General features: G+C 59.3%; 16 protein-coding genes and 1 pseudogene. 10 read left to right on the plus strand and 7 right to left on the minus strand.

Translation table 11 applies throughout. The features are described 5' to 3' along the window. Positions 1-110 precede the first annotated feature (110 nt). Together gor and G3A56_RS03080 are read left to right on the plus strand one after the other, a co-directional pair. Positions 111-1,499 (plus strand): glutathione-disulfide reductase, encoded by a 1,389-nt coding sequence (gor, locus tag G3A56_RS03075; protein WP_082184304.1) that lies wholly within the window; start codon positions 111-113, stop codon positions 1,497-1,499. Between the two features lie 251 nt (positions 1,500-1,750). After that, positions 1,751-3,127 carry a class II 3-deoxy-7-phosphoheptulonate synthase gene (locus tag G3A56_RS03080; RefSeq protein WP_082184303.1) on the plus strand — a complete coding sequence of 459 codons (1,377 nt, stop codon included), beginning with the start codon at positions 1,751-1,753 and terminating at the stop codon, positions 3,125-3,127. 65 nt (positions 3,128-3,192) lie between these two features. Here the strand turns inward: G3A56_RS03080 and G3A56_RS03085 are convergent, their stop codons facing one another. From G3A56_RS03085 to G3A56_RS03110, 6 genes are all read right to left on the minus strand, one after another. After that, positions 3,193-4,932 (minus strand): TadG family pilus assembly protein, encoded by a 1,740-nt coding sequence (locus tag G3A56_RS03085; protein ID WP_082184302.1) that lies wholly within the window; start codon positions 4,930-4,932, stop codon positions 3,193-3,195. Position 4,933: 1 nt separating this feature from the next. Then, positions 4,934-5,356 carry a TadE/TadG family type IV pilus assembly protein gene (locus G3A56_RS03090; protein WP_035242473.1) on the minus strand — a complete coding sequence of 141 codons (423 nt, stop codon included), beginning with the start codon at positions 5,354-5,356 and terminating at the stop codon, positions 4,934-4,936. A gap of 147 nt (positions 5,357-5,503) precedes the next feature. Beyond that, positions 5,504-6,340, minus strand: coding sequence for a RadC family protein (gene radC, locus G3A56_RS03095; RefSeq protein WP_082184301.1), 837 nt, complete (start codon positions 6,338-6,340; stop codon positions 5,504-5,506). A gap of 14 nt (positions 6,341-6,354) precedes the next feature. After that, positions 6,355-7,194: a type I methionyl aminopeptidase gene (map, locus tag G3A56_RS03100; RefSeq protein ID WP_164056166.1), complete on the minus strand. Its 840-nt coding sequence runs from the start codon at positions 7,192-7,194 to the stop codon at positions 6,355-6,357. Positions 7,195-7,225: 31 nt separating this feature from the next. Then, positions 7,226-7,945 (minus strand): DNA/RNA nuclease SfsA, encoded by a 720-nt coding sequence (gene sfsA, locus G3A56_RS03105; protein ID WP_003495842.1) that lies wholly within the window; start codon positions 7,943-7,945, stop codon positions 7,226-7,228. 307 nt (positions 7,946-8,252) lie between these two features. Further along, a complete protein-coding gene (locus tag G3A56_RS03110; protein ID WP_082184300.1) occupies positions 8,253-10,112 on the minus strand; it encodes a PHA/PHB synthase family protein in 1,860 nt (619 codons plus the stop codon). Between the two features lie 139 nt (positions 10,113-10,251). On the opposite strand from G3A56_RS03110, the gene G3A56_RS03115 reads away from it, so the two are divergent. Further along, complete coding sequence (locus tag G3A56_RS03115) at positions 10,252-10,677, plus strand: hypothetical protein (RefSeq protein WP_246231129.1); 426 nt, start codon at positions 10,252-10,254, stop codon at positions 10,675-10,677. A gap of 586 nt (positions 10,678-11,263) precedes the next feature. Here G3A56_RS03115 and fnrN read toward each other — a convergent pair. After that, positions 11,264-11,989: a transcriptional regulator FnrN gene (gene fnrN, locus G3A56_RS03120; RefSeq protein WP_082184299.1), complete on the minus strand. Its 726-nt coding sequence runs from the start codon at positions 11,987-11,989 to the stop codon at positions 11,264-11,266. A gap of 213 nt (positions 11,990-12,202) precedes the next feature. Between fnrN and hemN the strand changes: the two are divergent. The 7 genes and pseudogenes from hemN (at position 12,203) to G3A56_RS03155 (ending at position 19,332) form a co-directional block, all read left to right on the plus strand. Further along, a pseudogene (hemN, locus tag G3A56_RS03125) lies at positions 12,203-13,551 on the plus strand (oxygen-independent coproporphyrinogen III oxidase). A gap of 114 nt (positions 13,552-13,665) precedes the next feature. Beyond that, a complete protein-coding gene (locus tag G3A56_RS03130; protein WP_003495848.1) occupies positions 13,666-13,950 on the plus strand; it encodes an acyl carrier protein in 285 nt (94 codons plus the stop codon). Positions 13,951-14,039: 89 nt separating this feature from the next. Beyond that, positions 14,040-14,519, plus strand: coding sequence for a 3-hydroxyacyl-ACP dehydratase FabZ family protein (locus tag G3A56_RS03135; RefSeq protein ID WP_082184297.1), 480 nt, complete (start codon positions 14,040-14,042; stop codon positions 14,517-14,519). Positions 14,520-14,726: 207 nt separating this feature from the next. Beyond that, entirely contained in the window at positions 14,727-15,923 is a 1,197-nt protein-coding gene (locus G3A56_RS03140) for a beta-ketoacyl-ACP synthase (RefSeq protein ID WP_082184296.1), read from the plus strand. A 12-nt stretch (positions 15,924-15,935) separates the two neighbouring features. Then, entirely contained in the window at positions 15,936-17,219 is a 1,284-nt protein-coding gene (locus tag G3A56_RS03145) for a beta-ketoacyl-ACP synthase (RefSeq protein ID WP_082184295.1), read from the plus strand. A 149-nt stretch (positions 17,220-17,368) separates the two neighbouring features. After that, the gene (locus G3A56_RS03150; RefSeq protein ID WP_082184294.1) at positions 17,369-18,397 is read left to right on the plus strand and encodes a zinc-binding dehydrogenase; all 1,029 of its coding nucleotides are present in this window, start codon (positions 17,369-17,371) and stop codon (positions 18,395-18,397) included. Between the two features lie 5 nt (positions 18,398-18,402). Continuing rightward, positions 18,403-19,332, plus strand: a complete 930-nt coding sequence (locus G3A56_RS03155; RefSeq protein ID WP_035242794.1) for a lipid A biosynthesis lauroyl acyltransferase — start codon at positions 18,403-18,405, stop codon at positions 19,330-19,332. The last annotated feature ends 193 nt before the right edge of the window (positions 19,333-19,525 follow it).

Here is a 19,525-nt window from a genome sequence, read left to right on the forward strand (position 1 = left end):
GGCCGCAAGACCGGGCTTTTCATTTGTGCGTCGCAGCACCTATATGTGCCGTGAAGATGCCACTGTCCGCCTCAAGGCTGATGGCGTGGTTTTGATCAGGGGTTTTGACTATGACAGCTTATGACTACGATCTTTTCGTCATCGGTGGCGGCTCTGGCGGCGTTCGCAGCGGCCGTGTGGCGGCTTCGCTTGGCAAGCGCGTGGGGATTGCCGAGGAATATCGTTACGGCGGGACCTGCGTCATTCGCGGCTGTGTGCCGAAGAAGCTGTTCGTGTATGCCTCGCAATTCCCCGAGCATTTCGAAGATGCCGAAGGTTTCGGCTGGAGCGTGGGTGAGCGCCGCTTTGACTGGAAGAAGCTGATCGCGGCGAAGGACAAGGAAATCACCCGTCTCGAGGGGCTGTACCGCAAGGGTCTGGAAAACGCCAAGGCCGATATTTTCGACAGCCGGGCGGAACTGGTCGATGCCCATACCGTGAAGCTCACAAAAACCGGTGAGACGTTCACGGCCGAGCGCATCGTGATCGCTGTCGGCGGCACGCCGAATGAGCACAAGGCGCTGCCCGGCCATGAGCTGACGATTTCATCCAACGAGGCTTTCGATCTGGAAGAATTGCCGAAGTCGATCCTGATCGCCGGTGGCGGTTATATCGCCGTGGAATTCGCCAATATCTTCCACGGGCTTGGTGTTGAAACGACGCTGATCTATCGCGGCAGGGAAATCCTTTCGCGCTTCGATCAGGACATGCGCAATGGCCTCCATGAAGCGATGGAAGCAAAGGGTATTCGCATCATTCTTGAAGACGTCATTCAGGAAGTCAGCAAGGATGGTACGGGCGGCTTTGTGGCGCGCACGAAGCAGGGCAACTCGCTGCATGTCGGCCTGGTGATGCTGGCGCTCGGCCGCGATCCCAATACCCATGGTCTTGGCCTTGAAAATGCCGGGGTAAAGGTGGATGCGCGCGGCGCGATCATCGTCGACGACTATTCGCGGACCAACGTTCCGAATATCTTCGCTCTCGGTGACGTCACCGACCGGGTACAGCTGACGCCGGTGGCGATCCACGAGGCCATGTGCTTCATCGAAACCGAATACAAGAACAACCCGACCAAGCCGGATCACGAGCTGATTGCGACGGCGGTGTTCTCGCAGCCGGAAATCGGCACGGTCGGACTTTCCGAAGAGGAAGCGGGCAAGAAATACCCGGAGCTGGAAGTCTATCGCGCCCAGTTCCGCCCGATGAAGGCGACGCTTTCCGGCCGCCAGGAAAAGATGATCATGAAACTGATTGTCAATGCCAGCGACCGCAAGGTCGTCGGCGTGCATATTCTCGGCCACGAGGCGGGCGAGATGGCGCAGCTTCTCGGCATCACGCTGAAAGCCGGCTGCACCAAGGACGACTTCGACCGCACCATGGCCGTTCACCCGACGGCGGCCGAGGAATTGGTGACGATGTATTCGCCGAGCTACCGCGTGGTGAATGGCGGGCGTGTGTAACGCCGTTGCAAGCGTGATATATTCGCTCTTCCAAATTGCCCGCCGCCCGTTGAAAACGGATGATTTTCAGGTGGCGGCGGGTTTACTAAATCGTTTGAATTGACTTTTGTGCATCTGGAGCGCCCAAAACGGGCAGAATGAGCCCGTTAGCCTGGGGATCGGCTATGCAAAGCAGATGCTTGGAGCTATAAGCCGCTCAATTTTTCGAGGCGGCCGCGCGAAAATCGCGCGGGCGAGAAAAGGGTAAGAACATGGCACAGAATTGGACCCCCGGCAGCTGGCGGCAGAAGCCAATCCAGCAGGTTCCCGAATATCCTGACGCGGCGGCGCTTGCGGCGACGGAAGCCACACTTGCGACCTATCCGCCGCTGGTTTTTGCCGGTGAAGCCCGTCGCCTGAAAAAGCAGCTTGCCAATGTGGCCGAAGGCAACGCCTTCCTGCTGCAGGGTGGCGATTGCGCTGAAAGCTTCCTCGAGCATGGCGCGGACAATATCCGCGACTTCTTCCGCGCTTTCCTGCAGATGGCCGTTGTTCTGACCTATGGCGCGCAGCTGCCTGTCGTAAAGGTTGGCCGCATTGCCGGTCAGTTCGCCAAGCCGCGCTCTTCCAACGTGGAAGTGCAGGATGGCGTGACGCTGCCGTCTTACCGCGGCGACATCATCAACGGTATCGAATTCAACGAGGCTTCGCGCATTCCGAACCCGGAGCGCCAGCTCGACGCGTACCGCCAGTCGGCGGCGACGCTGAACCTGCTGCGCGCTTTCGCGATGGGCGGTTATGCCAACCTTGAAAACGTTCACCAGTGGATGCTCGGCTTCATCAAGGACAGCCCGCAGGCGGACCGTTACCGCAAGCTGGCCGACCGCATTTCCGAAACCATGGATTTCATGAAGGCGATCGGCATCAGCGCGGAAAACAATCCGAGCCTGCGCGAGACCGATTTCTTCACCAGCCATGAGGCCCTGCTGCTGGGTTACGAAGAGGCGCTTACCCGCGTCGATTCCACCTCGGGCGACTGGTATGCCACCTCCGGCCACATGATCTGGATCGGTGACCGTACGCGTCAGCTCGACCATGCGCATGTGGAATATTTCCGCGGCATCAAGAACCCGATCGGCCTGAAGTGCGGTCCGTCGCTGACGCCGGACAATCTGATCGAACTGATCGACGCTCTGAACCCGGCGAACGAGGCGGGTCGTCTGACGCTGATTTGCCGTTTCGGTCATGACAAGGTGGCGGACAGCCTGCCGAAGCTCATCCGTGCGGTGGAGAAGGAAGGCCGCAAGGTCGTCTGGTCCTGCGATCCGATGCATGGCAACACGATCACGCTCAACCACTACAAGACGCGTCCGTTCGAGCGCATTCTGTCGGAAGTCGAAAGCTTCTTCCAGATCCACCGCGCCGAAGGCACGCATCCGGGTGGCATCCATATCGAGATGACTGGCAAGGACGTGACGGAATGCACGGGCGGCGCGCGCGCCGTGACGGCGGATTCGCTGTCCGACCGTTACCACACCCATTGCGATCCGCGTCTCAACGCCGATCAGGCGCTGGAACTGGCCTTCCTTCTGTCGGAGCGCATGAAGAGCGGCCGGGACGAGAAGCGCCTGGCGATTGCCACTGCGTGATGTAAAGCCATAAACAAAAAAGCCGCCGGGAGACCATCCGGCGGCTTTTTCATGCGCGGTGCTGACTATTGCACCAGCGCCGGCTGCTGGCACCGAACATCCGTGACCCGTACATCGGCCTCGCCGATCTTGACGCCGAGAACCAGAAGCACGTTGTAGAGCAGCTGATCGACCGGAGCCGTGACCACCGAAAGCGTATTGGCAAGCGCGGCCTGAATTCCCGCCAGCCCTCCCAGATCGAGGTTGAGGAAGAGGAGCCTGATATCGAGATCGAGGTTCTTTAACAGGGAACTGACAAGAGTGGTAACGGTGTCCTTGGTGGAGACGCTCTTGATCTTTGCCTGGGTGATATCCGACTGCGTGAAAGTCAGCTTGGTTTTCTTCATGTTGGTGGCGTTGATGAGGGCGCTGCCATTGATGGCGAGCAGTGCGGAATCCACGATCGCGGTTTTGGTAACGCGCGGGTCCTTGCCGAAATTGGCGAAGGCCGAGGTATCGACATTACCGAGCGCGACTTCCGCGACGCCGGGTACGACCTCGACATCGACGGTTCCCTGTCCGCCGCCCGTGCAGCGAATATCGGCAAGCCTTGCTTCGGCATGGGCGACTTCCACATAGAGCGGAACATTGACCTTCAGGCCGGCAATCGCCTGAAGCCCATCGACCACGACATTGACCGCCAGCCGGGTCTGCGCGGTACGGACCACGGTGCCCGGACCGCCGACCGCGAGAGACGGCGTTTCGACGGGCGGTTCACCGATGGCAAGTGTCGCCTTGACCGAGGCGAGACCCAGCAGGTTGGCGTTGAGATTGAGCGCGAGCTGGTTGCCGCCATTGCCGGCCACGGCGGCGGCATTGATGAGATCGAAGACACCGGCGGTGACCTTGAGGTTTTCGCCGCTACCGATCAGCTTGTCGGAGAACGGCCCGAGATTGAGGATTTCCTCGAGCTTGAGCTTGATATTGCTCTTGTTGGCGGTTTTTTGCAGCGCAGTCAGAATGGTGGCGACAGCCGGCTGCAGGCCGGTGGTCTTCGTCAGTGCATTCAGGAACTGGCCATAGGTGATTTCCGTTTTCAGAACATCCTTGTAGGTGCCGGCAGTGAGCTTGAGATCGACGGCTAGCGCCTCGACGACATGCAATGCGTTGACATCGGCAGCAAGCAGCGCCTGGTAATCCATAACCTTGAGCGAAACCGTGGTGCCGAGCAGACCACCAAGCAGACTGTTCAGGATTCCCTCATCGAGGCTTGCCAGCCGCGACCCAACCGAAAATGCAGCGATCTTTTGGGATGAGGCGGTTCCGACCGCTGAGACCTTGGGAGGGGTTGTGAAGGCGGAGGCGAAGAATATCTGGCCTTTTTCGACGATGTTCACTTTTACCGCGTTGGTGGGCAGGGCATTGTCAACGAACCGCTGGTCGACTGGAAGAGTAGCGTCGGGTTCGTAGTGACCTTTTACGATCTCGGCATAACCGTTGCTTTTGGCAAATTCGTTCAAGGGGTCGAAAGGTTCAAGACCGGTCGCGGTCAACAGGCCGTTTGGCGTTTTGACCCCGAGGTCCATGCCGTTGAGGGCGAAATATTGCTGGACCGCCTTTTCGGGATCGGCCGCATTGGCCGCCGCCGAAATGGCTGCAAGATCGGCGGTCTGTTGCAATTGCCGTTTCTGCAGGGTCAGGTAGCCATAATCGACACCGAGCGCCAATATACCGATGAAAAGCGGCGCGGTGAGCCCGGCCGAAATGGCGATGTTGCCCCTGCGGTCCTTGGCGAAACGGGAGAGCAAAGAAGAGATGGTCAGCATGTCATGCTCCTCCGATCCGGATGGTGGAAAAACGCCGGATGACCGGCTCGGGCAGGGTGTAGCTGTAGAGGCTCCAGATCGGCAGATCGCGGGCGTCATACTCGACTTTGACCGTGAACTGGTTGGCATTGGCGGGATCGGTGGAGACATTCACCGTGAAACGCTTCTTGTCCATGAAAGCGTAGTTGAGGCTGCTCTTGGTGATGAAATCCCGGGCAAGCTGCTGACGTTCGGTCGTATTCAGCCCGGCAACGGCCGTTCGTGCCGCATCAGCGGCGATCTGCTGCACCGAATAGGCCGCCATCAGGTAGATGCCGTAGGCGATCATGGTCAGCAGGACGAGAAAGAAGATCGGCGCGACGATGGCGAACTCGACAGCGTTCGAGCCGGACCGATCGCGAAGGAAACGCATTGCATTACGCATAAAGCACCCCCGTTTCTTCAGGCACCAAGGTTCGATGCCTTGATTTATTATTTTCGGAAATGCTAATTTATAGGTATTAATTTTGTATTGATGTCGCTCTTATGGGTTGCAGGCGAGAAAGAATCTTCGCGTCAGCGTCAGTCAATGTCAGATCAGCCGAAGCCCTTTGAAGCTTGCATGGCCGTCCTTGCCGATGATGATGTGGTCGTGCACGGCGATGCCGAGCGGCTTTGCCGTATCGATAATGGTTTTGGTCATCTCGATATCCGCACGCGAGGGGGTGGGGTCTCCACTTGGGTGATTGTGGATTAAAATCAAGGCGGTAGATGAAAGTTCAAGCGCGCGGCGAACGACTTCCCGGGGGTAGACCGGGGTGTGGTCGACGGTTCCCAGGCCCTGTACCTCATCGGCGATCAGCACATTGCGCTTGTCGAGGAACAGGATGCGGAACTGTTCGCGTGTCTCATGGGCCATGGCCGCGTGGCAATAATCGATGACAGAAGACCAGGAGCCGAGAACCTGCTTGTTGCGGATCTCACCTTTCAGCATGCGCTGCGAAACCGAGGCGACGAGCTTCAGATCGAGTGCCACGGCCTCGCCCACGCCCTTCACCTCCTGCAACAGCGGCAGCGACGCGCCGAGCACGCCGCCCAGGGTTCCAAAGCGGGCTATCAGCGCCTTGGCGATGGGTTTGGTATCGCGTCTGGGGATGAGCCGGAACAGCAAAAGTTCCAGCAATTCATAGTCGGCAAGCGCCGTGTCGCCGCCATCGCGATAGCGCGCCCGCAACCGGTCCCGGTGGCCGTGAAAATGGGCGGCATCCGCTTCCTGTTCCCCAACGGCCGCGGCCGGTTTTTTCGGGGCGCTTCTTGGTTCGGCGAAAAAGCCGCGCTCATCCGCTCCGTCGAAAAGATCGCCTTCGCCTGCCTGAAAGCCGGACGTTTGGGAAGGATCGGCGGAAGGCGGGGCGGGGCGTTTTGCCATAGGCGGGTCTGGCCTTATGCGGGGGGAAGCGGCGGCAGGCCCGGCCGGTCGAAGCCGCCGGGCGAGAGCGTGAAGATTTCGCAGCCGGTGGCCGTGACGCCGACGGCATGTTCGTATTGTGCGGAGAGCGAGCGGTCGCGTGTCACCGCCGTCCAGCCGTCGGAGAGCACCTTCACATGCGGCTTGCCGAGATTGATCATCGGCTCGATGGTGAAGATCATGCCCTCGCGGATTTCCGGGCCTTCGTCCGGGCGGCCGTAATGCAGGATATTGGGCGTGTCATGGAAGAGGCGTCCGACACCGTGGCCGCAGAAGTCACGCACCACCGAGCATCGCTCGGCCTCGGCATAGGCCTGTATGGCCGCGCCGATCGCACCGGTGCGCGCACCGGGCTTTACCGCTGCGATGCCGCGCATCAGGCACTCGTAGGTCACTTCCATGAGGCGCTCGGCGGCGCGCTTGATCTGGCCGACCGGATACATGCGGCTCGAATCGCCGTGCCAGCCATCCAGTACATAGGTCACGTCGATATTGACGATGTCGCCTTCGCGCAGTGGCTTCTCGTCCGGAATGCCATGGCAGACCACGTGGTTGATCGAGGTGCAGACGGACTTCGTATAACCGCGATAGTTCAGTGTTGCCGGCAACGCGCCATGGTCGGCACCGAATTCGAACACGAAACGGTCGATAGCATCCGTCGTAACACCCGGCTTGACGATTGCGGCCAGCTCGTCGAGGCAACGCGCCGTCAACTGGCACGCCTTGCGCATTCCCGTGAAATCCTCCGCCGTGTAGAGGCGGATGACGCCGGTATTCTTCAAGGGAGCGGATGCCGCGTCGATATAGGTGACCATGATCGTGCTTTCTGTCTTTTTACATCTTCGTTCATAAAGCAGCGGGACGCCATTCGTCCATCGCAACCGTTCCGCTGACCGAAATTTGTGCCGGAGAGACCTCGCATTTCACCGCATAGGCCTCGACACCACGCGCCATGGCCCGGTTGAATGCCATGGCATAGACCGGGTCCAGATCGTCGCAGATGCGCATGCGGTCGCAATCATTTCGCTGGATGAGGTAGAGCATCACCGCGCGGTAACCGGCTTCCGCAGCATCTCCCAGTTCCTCAAGGTGCTTGGCCCCGCGTTTGGTGGCGGTATCAGGGAATTCGGCCAGACCTTTTTCCCTCATGAAATGCACGTTCTTGACTTCCACATAGGCGTCCGGCCGGCCGATTTGCGAAAGCAGGAAATCGATACGGGAGTTGCGACCGTATTTCTGTTCGCGCCGGATCGTCGAATATCCCATCAGCTGCGGGATGCGTCCGTTGATGATGGCTTCTTCCGCCAGCCGGTTCGGCATGCCGGTATTGATGCCGACCACGGTGTCGTCGGCCTCGACCATTTCCAGCATGTGCCGGTACTTGCGGGTGGGACTGTCATGTTCGGACAGCCAGATGCGTGAACCCGGTGCGGTGAGCCCGCGCATCGAGCCGGTATTGGGGCACGAACCGGTAATCTCCGTACCGTCTTCCAGAACGGCATCGAAGAGGAAACGTTTATAGCGGGCGATCAGCGTGGCGGGAATGAGCGGGGGCGTGAAGAGCATGGGGCCAGAAAGGTGAGAGGTGGGTGGGCTTGCGCGTTTTGGAGCACAGGATTTTTACAAAAATACTTTTGATTTCATTGGTATAATACAGAGGTTCGTGCTCGGGTGCGTCGGTAAAGAATTCTTCTTTTTCGCGATTCGGTTCCGTTTCTCATCCCTGTGCTTGTCATAGGGATCCAGCCAGCCCAAGTCCTTGGGCTGAAAGAACTCCTCTCCTCCGCGCCGACGCGCGTCGACTGGATTCCTGTGACAAGCACAGGAATGAGGGAGGGGGCTGTCGCGTATGGGTCACTTTTGCGCCGATATTCTAAGAAAGGACATAGGTTCCCGGCGCATCGCCGATCACCGGCTGCTTGCCGTCTTCCGGCTTCCGCGCCTTCACTTTTTCACCATTCTGGCTTTCGATCCAGTTCTGCCAGTGCATCCACCAGGAGCCCTTATGGGCGGTGGCGGCGGACTGCCAGGCATCGAAGTCTCCGGCCGGTGATGAGCCTGTCCAATATTGATATTTTTCAAGCTGCGGCGGATTGACGACGCCCGCTATATGGCCGGAAGCGCCGAGCACGAATTCCACCGGACCACCGAACAGGGCTGCACCCGTGAAGACCGATTTTGCCGGCGCGATATGATCGTCGCGGGTGGCAAGATCATAGACCGGGATTGTGATGTCGCCGAGATTGATCCGCTTGTCCGCCACGCGCATCAGCCCGCGGGCGAGATTGTTGTCGAGATAACAATTGCGCAGATAGAAGGAATGGCAGGCGGCGGTCACGCGCGTCGAATCGGAATTCCAGTAGAGGAGATCGAAGGGCAGGGGTTCCGTGCCGCGCAGGTAATTATCGACCACATAGGGCCAGATGAGATCAGACGCACGCAGCATGTTGAACACGGTCGCCATGACCGATCCGTCGAGATAGCCGACTGCCTGCATGTGCCTGTCGAGCGCCGCAAGCTGGCCTTCGTCGATGAAAACCTTGAGGTCGCCCGCATGCACGAAATCCGTCTGGGCGGCGAGAAGCGTCGCACTCCGAATACGCTCATTGCCTTCCTGCGCATGCAGCGCCAGTGCCGAGGACAAAAGCGTGCCGCCCACGCAATAGCCGATGGCGTTGATTTCCTTTTCGCCGGTTCTTTCCTCGATGGTGTCGAGGGCGAAATCGATGCCTTCGTGGATATAGTCGTCCCAGCCTTTTTCGGCCAGTTGCGCATCGGGGTTGATCCACGAGACCATGAAGACGCTGTGGCCTTGGTCCAGGCACCAGCCGACGAAGGATTTCTGCGGGTTGAGATCGAGGATGTAGAATTTGTTGATCCATGGCGGCACGATGAGCAGCGGCCGTTTGAAGGCCTTTTTCGTCGTCGGCGCGTAATGGATGATTTCGCAGAGCGGGCTTCTGGCAACAACCTTGCCGGGGGTAACGGCGATATTCTGGCCGATGACAAATTTGCTGTAATCCGTCTGGCGCAGTTTCAGGTGACCATGGCCGGCCGCGACATCTTCTGCCAGCTGCGCCATGCCCTTGACGAGGTTGGCGCCGCTGGAGGCGACCGTCTCGCGGAAGACCTGCGGATTGGTGAAGACGAAATTGGCCGGCGAGAGCGCCTCCGTCACCTGGCGCATGTAAAACAGCGCCTTGGTGCGGGTGTGTTCGTCCAGCCCCTCGGCTTCCGTCACCATCCGGTCGGCGAAACCGGCGGTGGTCTGATAAGCTTTCAGGAGAAAATCGAAAAACGGATTGGCCTGCCAGTCCGCATCGGCAAAGCGTCTGTTCCTGCGCTCCGCAGAGCCGGTTTCAGCACTTTTTGCCGAGGCAGAATCGGTATCCTCGGAAAATTGCGCCACCGACTTCGCCCAGAGATCGTAGTAGCTCGACAGAAGATGGGTTTGCGCTTCAAGGGAGCGCTTGGGCTCCGCCATCCAGTATTCGGCGACATCGGACAGCGTCTTGACGAGATCGGTCACCGGATCGGCGCTCGTCTGGGGAATTTCGCCACGCTCTCGGGGAGCAAGCCATTCGGACGCGGCCTTGCCGAGATTCTCCAGCGCGCGGGCGATGTTGACCGCGAAGGCTTCGGGATCGCGGATCAGGTAGGCTTCGGCGGCCCTGGCATCGAAACCGGGCGTTTTGCCGCCCTTTTTCTTAGGCCCGCCGTCAACACCTGCCATGCGTCATCCTCCACCAAATTTGTGTTTGCACATTCTGCATGAAAACGAATACAAGTTCCACCAGCAAGGGGAGGCCGCAAAGGGCCGAACCGCAGTCGAATTCGATATCGGCAGATATCCTTACAGGCGGAACATGACGATGGGCAAGCAGATGGGCACATGGGGAACATATGCGGAAAACGCCGCAAGAATCGCCGTTCTTTCGCTGTCCGGCGCAATGTTCGTCACAACGCTTGCCGCCTGCAAGGCGCCGGAGCCGATCGTCGCCCCCGCGCATATGCGCCGCCCGACCGCCGAAATCGTCGGTCCGCGCCCCGTCAGCGACAATGCGGTGAGCCAGAAGCGCGACACCGGTACCTATCCGACCTTCTCAGCGCCGATGACGGCCGCCGGCACCCAGATGGGCGACGACGAGGCCTCCACCATGGAATCAAACCTGTCGCGCCTCGGTGCTGCACGCCGCAACGGCCAGATTTCGGAAGCCGAATACAAGCGCCGGGTCGCGGAACTGCGGGCGCTTGGCGAAAATCAGAAGCCGGTTGCGACGCCTGTTGCTTCGCAGTGAGGTTCCTCCGCGCCTGATGTGCGGACACGGGGATTATCCCGAGCATCTACAATCATTTAACTGACGAGACCTGCCTCATAAACGGCGGCCTCATATGAGCCAGGAGGCTGCATATGGAGCGAGCGCGTGCGTCGTGCCTCTTCTCCCCGCCGGGGAGAAGGTCGCGGCAGCGGGATGAGGGGGGCAAGGGTCGTGAGATACGGCAACGTTGCCCCCTCATCCGACCCTTCGGGCCACCTTCTCCCCGGTGGGGAGAAGAAACAAGCCGCGATGCCGATGTTTCTACAGCGATATTTACGGCTGACGGGCCATCTCGGCGCGGCGATCATAACCCCTTCTTTACCCTGCATTTGAACCATCCGCTTACCCAAGTTGTTAAGCGGATGGATGAAGTTTGCCGACTATTATGCAGACATAACAAACAGGCCGCTGAAAAGGCGGCATACAGGGTGAAATATCATGAGATGCATCGCTGCTTTGCTGGTTCTTGCCGGTTTTGCGCTCGCACCCGCTCAGGCGCGGGCGCCTTACATCAACATCGGAACACCAGCCCTTCAGGGCCGATGAAAACTTTGCGGGATGCCGGTCAGTCGTTGCCGGCGGCGTCGCTTAGTACATCGAGATCGGGCACCGTTATATGGCGGTTGTTCTCGATGCGGATGATGTCTTCCTTGCGCAGCTTGGTCATTTGCCGGCTCACCGTTTCGATGGTGAGGCCAAGGAAATCGGCGATATCGGCGCGGGAAAGCGGCAGGTCGAAGGACGATTTATCGTCGTTTTCCGGGTCGATATGGGTGGCGATCATATAAAGGAAGCTGGCAACCTTTTCCTGCGCGGATTTACGCCCAAGCGTCAGCATCCAGTCACGCGCTTCATCCAGTTCCTTCAGAGACTGGCTGTGAAGCTTGCGCTCCATGTCCGGAACTTCTGAAATCATCCGATCGACGATGCGGCGCGGGAAGAGACAGATTTCCACATCGGTTGCGGCTTCCGCCGTCATCTTGCTTTCCGCCATGAACGGGCGGCCGAGAAAATCCGGTGCGAATTGCAGGCCGACGATCTGCTGGCGGCCATCCGACATCATTTTCGAGAGCTTGACCACGCCATTAAGGATATTGCCGTAGGAGGTGACGAGTTCGCCCTGGCCCAGCAGCTCATTGCCCGCTTCCAGCTTTTTGCGGCTGGAGTGGCGGTTGAGGTCGCAGAGTTGCTGTGGCGTCAGCGTGCTGCAAAGACCGCCGTGACGTGCCTCGCAGGAGCGGCACACGACGGGATCTTCCGAATTGTGGATGGTCTTCTGCAGCGTATCCATAAGCCTTTTCCAATGCTGGCTTTTTCGGAACGATTGCGACCGCGGGTTTAAAATCCGGTCTCTTCGAAGGCTTGCGCCGCGTAGCCGTCGCCCCAGCGTCTACTTTAGCAAGAACTTAAGGCGCAATTTGATTGAAGTCAAAGTTGCAAACTGTCGCAGCCGTTACTGAAAGAGAGGAAATCGACATTTTCTTGATAAAAGGCAAATCGGGTGATGAATACCGAACTTCTTCGCAAATATTCAGGTGCCGTTCCGCGTTACACGAGCTATCCGACTGCGCCGCATTTTCACGAAGCGGTCAATAGCGTCACCTACCGGCAATGGTTGGGCGAGCTCGGCCACAGGAATCGGATATCCCTTTACCTCCACATTCCCTATTGCGACCGGCTGTGCTGGTTCTGTGCCTGTCACACCAGGCACACGCTGAAATACGAACCGATTGCCGTTTATCTTGAGGCACTTAAGCGGGAGATAGCAGCTGTTGGAGCACTGGTTTCCCCGATGCGGTGGTAAGCGCGGTGCATTTCGGCGGCGGTTCGCCCACCATGTTGAGACCTGAGGACATGGTGAGCCTGATGGATTGTCTGAGACGCCATTTCACCTTTGGGCTGGCACCGGAAATCAGCGTGGAGATGGACCCGAACGACCTGGACGACTGCCGATACGATGCGCTTGCCGCCATCGGCATGACGCGTGCAAGCCTTGGCGTTCAGGACTTCGATGACAAAGTGCAAAAAACCATCAACCGGATACAGAGCTTCGAGCAGACGCAATCGGTGGTAGATGCCGTGCGGGCGAGGGGTGTTCATTCCGTCAATTGCGACATTCTCTATGGGCTTCCATTCCAGACCTGCGAGACATTGCGAAAGACGGTGGTGCAGATCGTCTCGCTCGATCCGGACCGGGTCGCACTTTTCGGTTATGCCCATGTTCCCTGGATGAAAAAGCACCAGTCGCTGATCCCCGAACAGGCGCTTCCCGATATTGCCGAGCGTTACCGCCAGATGACGATGGTGGCGGTGATGCTTGGCGAGGCGGGTTACAGGGCAATCGGGATCGACCATTTCGCCAAGCAGGCCGATACGCTCTGCCAGGCGGCGGAGGCGGGAGAGCTGCGGCGGAATTTTCAGGGCTACACCACCGATACGGCCGATGCGCTGATCGGGCTTGGCGCGTCCTCGATCGGCCGGCTGCCGCAGGGCTATGTGCAGAACATGGTGGCGACCGGGGAATATCAGCGTCTCGCGGGCGAGGGCGGTCTTGCCGTCGTCAAAGGGATAGAGCTCTCAGAGGATGATCATCTGCGTTCGCATGTCATCGAACGGCTGATGTGCGATTTCTCGATTGATCTTGCGGATTTGCGGCATCGCTTCGGCAAGGTCAGCCAGTCGGTGAGAACGCAGGCGCAGCATTTTGCCGCAATCGACAGGGATGGCGTCGTGCAGCTGGACGCCGATATTTTTGCGGTGACGGAGGCGGGAAAGCCTTTCGTCCGTAATATCGCGGCAATCTTCGACACCTATCTCGGCAATGGACGCGGCCGCCATTCGGTTGCTGTTTAGGCAACAGTTTCAAGGCAAATTTCAAAGTTACGTCACGAAACCATTGGCTTTTTTGTGCGACTTGCCTATGTGGTGCGTCAGACAGGATAATTCATACGAACGACAATAAGGATTATGGGCGTGACAGCTACATTCGACAAGGTTGCCGACATTATCGCCGAAACCAGCGAAATCGACCGCGAAACCATTACGCCGGAGAGCCACACGATCGACGATCTGGGCATCGACAGCCTCGACTTTCTGGATATCGTTTTCGCCATCGACAAGGAATTCGGCATCAAGATTCCGCTCGAGCAGTGGACTCAGGAAGTCAACGAAGGCAAGGTTTCCACCGAAGAATATTTCGTGCTGAAGAACCTCTGCGCCAAGATCGACGAATTGCGCGCAGCCAAGGGCTGAGGCGACGATGCCCGCGTCACGCGGGCATTTCTCTTTCTGGACCCTGCCTTTAGAGGCGGGTCGCAACCGACCAGAAACGGGCCGGACGGATGCTGCTTGAATATTTTCAGATGATCGACAAGGTCGAGGCCGTGGACATGGCGACGCGCACGTTGAAGGCGCAATCGGTCGTTCCCGACAAGAGCCCGGTTTTCGAGGGACATTTCCCCGGCATGCCGCTGGTTCCGGGTGTGCTTCTGATCGAGACCATGGCGCAGGCCTCCGGCATGATGGTTCTGGCATTCAGCGATTTTGCGTCCATGCCGTTCCTGATGTCGGTCGATGGCGCCAAGATGCGGACCTTCGTGGAGCCGGGTGCCGTTCTCGATATCGAGGCGGTGCTTGAGCATGACGGTTCCGGTTTCGCCGTCACCAAGGCGAAGATTACTTCCGGCGGCAAGAAGGTCTGCGATGCGCAGCTGAAACTCAGGACCATGCCCTTCAGCGACATTCCGCTCGGTCCCATCGTGAAGAAGCGGGCTGAGGAAGTCGGCCTGATGGCGGCAATCGCCGCGGACGCGCAGAAATAAGCGTTTCCGGCCCTTCGATGCAGGACGTTTTCCCACCGGCCTGGTTTCGAAGCATGAAAATCGTGGGCTCGCGACAGCGGATCGGGCCTTCACCATTGCCAATCCGCACCGCGCGCTTTATTCCGCAACGCATGAAGTGGTTGTTCGCAACCGCTGTTGGATAGCCGCGACCGTTTCGATGGGGCCGGCTGCAAAGGATGACAGACGATGAAATCTGACAATGATGTGGTGATAACAGGGGTCGGCATCGTGACCTGTCACGGCGTCGGAAGCCAGGCGCATGTCGCGCTTCTTTCGGGAACGGCGGTGCCTGAGACGGTGGTCGAGACCGAAAAGTTCAAACCCTATCCGGTTCACCCCATGCCGGAAATCGACTGGTCCGCGCAGATCGCCAAGCGCGGCGACCAGCGCCAGATGGAAAACTGGCAGCGTCTCGGCGTGTTCGCCGCTGGTCTGGCGCTCGACGATGCCGGGCTGAAGGAAAATGCCGAAGCCTGCGCCACCATGGACATGATCGTTGCTGCCGGCGGCGGCGAGCGCGACATCAATGTCGATACGCTGATCGTCGACGAGGCGCTGAAGCGCAATGACCGCGAAAAGCTGCTGAACGAGAAGCTGACGACCGAACTGCGTCCGACGCTGTTTCTCGCCCAGCTTTCCAACCTGATGGCCGGCAATATTTCCATCGTGCACAAGGTTACCGGCTCTTCGCGCACTTTCATGGGCGAGGAAGCGGCCGGCATTTCCGCCGTTGAAACCGCGTTTCACCGCATCCGCTCCGGCGAATCCAGCCACGCGCTGGTGGGTGGCGCCTTCTCGGCCGAGCGTCCCGACATGATCCTGCTGTTCGAAGCCATCGGCGCACATGCGCAGGGGGGCTGGCAGCCGCTGTGGTCGCGTGGTGACCAGGACGGTGGCGGTATGATTTCCGGCTCGCTCGGCGCCTTCCTCGTGCTGGAATCGCGCAAGCACGCCCAGGAACGTGGCGCCCGGATCTATGCCCGCATCGACGCCATCGAGGGCGATCGCGGCAGCCGTGACGAAGGTAAGATGGAGAAGCGTATGGAGCGTCTCCTCGCTCCGGCAAAGGATAGTGCGGCGACCGTCGTGTTTTCCGGCGCAAGCGGTTATGACGAGGTTACCCAGCGCGAGAAGGATATTCTCGAAAAGGCTCTGCCGCAGGCCGTCATTCGTGGTTTTGGCGGTGTCACCGGCCATGGGCTTGAGGCGCAGTTTCCGCTTGGGCTCGCATTGGCTGCCCTGACGCTTGAAAGCGGCGCGAAGGTTCCGGCTTTCGATGCCGGCGCGGAAAAGCCGATGGGCGAGGCGGCTAGCGAAGCGGTCGTCACCACCGTCGGCCATGTGCGCGGCGAAGGTGTCGCCGTTCTGTCCCGTGACGTTTGAGGAGAAAAGACCATGACTTCCAATTTCAAGGATCATCTCGGTCGCCCGATCGTCGCCGTCACCGGCATGGGCATCATCACCTCGCTGGGGCAGGGGCTTGCCGATAACTGGGCGGCGCTGACATCAGGCAAATCGGGTATCCACAAGATCACCCGTTTCCCCACGGAGGGGCTTTCCACCCGTATCAGCGGCACGGTCGATTTCATCGACGTTCCCGCACCGAATTCCGTCGAACGCTCCTATGCCTTTGCGCGCGAGACGACCATCGAGGCGCTTGCGCAGGCCGGTATCTCCGGCGATTTCGACGGACCGCTGTTTCTGGCAGCGCCGCCGATCGAGCCGGAATGGAGTGCACGTTTCGAGCTTGCAGACCGGTCTCCGCCGGCCGCCCAGCCGGGTGACGCCTATGAACGTTTCCTGACGGCCTTCCGTCAGCGTCCCGATCCGGCGTTCCAGGAAGCTGCACTTTTCGGCGCGATTTCCGAACGTCTTTCCGACCGTTTCGGCACCCGCGGCCTGCCGGTAACACTCTCGACCGCCTGTGCATCCGGCGCGACTGCGATCCAGCTCGGCGTCGAGGCTATTCGGCAGGGCCGCACCGAGCGGGCACTGACGGTTGCGACCGACGGTTCGGTGAGCGCCGAGGCGCTGATCCGCTTTTCGTTGCTGTCGGCGCTGTCGACCCAGAACGACCCGCCGGAAAAGGCTTCCAAGCCGTTCAGCAAGGATCGCGATGGTTTCGTCATCGCTGAAGGTGCAGCCACGCTGGTGCTGGAATCGCTCGAAGCCGCCGTCGCACGCGGCGCCAAGGTTCTCGGCATCATCAAGGGTGCCGGTGAAAAGGCCGACAGTTTCCACCGCACACGTTCCTCACCCGATGGCGGACCCGCGATTGCGACGATCCGCGCGGCGCTGGCCGATGCAGGCGTGGCTGAAAGCGATATTGGCTACATCAACGCCCACGGCACCTCGACGCCGGAGAACGACAAGATGGAATATGGCTCGATGCTTGCCGTCTTCGGTGAGGGCCTGAAGAATATTCCGCTGTCGTCCAACAAGTCGATGATCGGGCACACATTGACGGCTGCAGGCGCGGTTGAGGCGGTATTCTCGCTGCAGACCATGCTGACCGGCACCCTGCCGCCGACGATCAACTACAACAATCCCGATCCCACCATTTCGCTCGACGTGGTGCCGAATGTGAAGCGGGACGCGACGGTGAATGCCGTGCTTTCCAACTCCTTCGGCTTTGGCGGGCAGAATGCAAGCCTTGTCATGACACGGGAACCGGCATAATCGGTTCCGCCAGACAGAAGCGTTTCCGGCCCGAACGGACGTCCGGAAACGCTCTCGCTTCTTTGATTACGCATTCCGACCGCAAAACCGTTACAGAGTTTTGCTGGAATTACTCTTGAGATAAACGCCCTCGGGCGAAGGACTGAAACATGCGCGCTCTTCAACTCGTCGACGACCGGAAGCTCGAAAAAGTGGACCTGCCCGAACCGGACGCACCGGGACCGGGCGAGGTGACGCTGCGCGTCAAGGCCGTGGCGCTCAACCACATCGACGTGTGGGGCTGGCGCGGCATGGCTTTCGCCAAGCGCAAGATGCCGCTCACCATCGGTGCCGAGGCCTCCGGCGTGGTGGAAGCCATCGGTCCCGGCGTGTCGAACGTGCTGCCGGGCCAGCTCGTCGCGGTTTACGGCGCGCGCACCTGCGGGCTCTGCAAGCCCTGTCGCGAAGGCCGTGACAATCTGTGCGAACATGTTCAGGGCGTGCACGGTTTCCATCTCGACGGTTTTGCGCAGGAAAAGATCAATATTCCCGCGCGCCAGCTCGTTCCGGCTCCGCATGGCGTGGATGCCATCGGCGCGGCGCTTGCCCCGGTGACCTTCGGCACGGTTGAGCACATGCTGTTCGACAATGCCAAGCTTGAGCCCGGCGAAACCATCCTCGTGCATGCGGGCGGCTCGGGCATCGGTACGGCGGCGATCCAGCTTGCCAAGAAGATGGGCTGCACCGTGATCACGACGGTCGGTTCCGACGACAAGATCGAACGGGCGAAGGCGCTTGGCGCCGATCACGTCATCAACTACCGGACAGACCGTTTCGAAGGCGTCGTGCGCAAGCTGACGAAAAAGAAGGGTGTCGACGTGGTGTTCGAACATGTCGGCAAGGACACTTTCGTCGCCTCGATGTTCTCGCTGAAACGCGGCGGCCGCCTCGTCACCTGCGGTTCCACCTCCGGCGTCTCCACCGATATCAATCTGATGATGCTGTTCCAGCAGCAGCTGAAGCTGCTCGGCTCCTTCGGCTGCCGCATGGAAAACATGGCCAATGCCATGCAGAAGATGGCGCGTGGCATCGTTCATCCTGTTATCGACACCGAAGTCACCTTCGATGATATCGACCGGGCGCTGGAACGCATGGAAACGCGCCAGGTGTTCGGCAAGATCGTTCTGCGGATGGATTGACCATCGTGAAATTATTCCTCACGCGGATCGTCCTGAAACTGGACCATTTCCGGCAATGGCTGATTGCGACATTTGCCTTCGGCCTTCTCAACCTGCTGAAGCTTTTTCCGGCGGATGCGGGCATTCGCGCTGCCGACCGGCTGGCGCGCTTCGTGGGGCCTAAAACCGGCCGCCACCGGTTGATGCTGTATAATCTCGCTCGCGCCTTTCCGGAAAAATCCGAGGAGGAGCGCCTCGCCATCGCCATGGACAGCTGGGCCAATATGGGTCGGCTTGCGGCGGAATATGTCTTTCTCGACCGGCTGTTCGATTTCGATCCGGAGAAAAACGAGCCCGGTCGCATTCAGGTCGAGGGCATTCCGACTTTTCTCGAACTGCGCGACAATCCGCGGCCCTTCATCGTCTTTACCGCCCATAGCGGCAATTTCGAACTGTTGCCGGTGGCCAGTTCCGCCTTTGGTCTCGATGTGACCGTGCTGTTCCGGCCGCCGAACAATCCTTTTGTGGCCGACAAGGTGTTCAAGTTCCGCAAGGAACGCATGGGCAATCTCGTGCCGTCGCATGCCGGCTCGTCCTTCGCGCTTGCGCGGCAGCTGGAAAGGGGCGGCGGTGTCGGCGTGCTCGTCGACCAGAAGTTCAGCAAGGGGCTGACGACGAAGTTCTTCGGCCTTGAGGTTCGCACCAATCCGCTGCTTGCCAAGCTGGTGCGGCAGTTCAACTGCGATGTCTATCCCGCCCGCTGCATCCGTCTGCCGGATAATCGGTACCGGCTGGAAATCGAGCCGAAGGTCGAGATCCCGCGCGATGAAAAGGGCAATGTCGACATCCAGGCGACGGCGCAGCTTCTGAACGACAAGGTGGAAAGCTGGGTCCGCGAATATCCCGGCCAATGGCTCTGGTATCACGACCGCTGGGACGTCAAACACCAGATCTGAGGCGTTTGCCGCATCCCTGTTTGCGCTTGATTTTCACAAAGTTCGGCCGCGAATTTGTATATTTCGATATTTTTCCATATTAGTGGAACCTCATTTTTCGCTCATGGATTATCGAAATTGAAAAAATAGAGGCGGCTGTGATATTTTGGACAACAATCCCTGCGGCGTTTGCGCGCTTCGTTACCTCATTTTT

The organism is Rhizobium oryzihabitans, from assembly GCF_010669145.1.
Taxonomy (GTDB): domain Bacteria; phylum Pseudomonadota; class Alphaproteobacteria; order Rhizobiales; family Rhizobiaceae; genus Agrobacterium; species Agrobacterium oryzihabitans.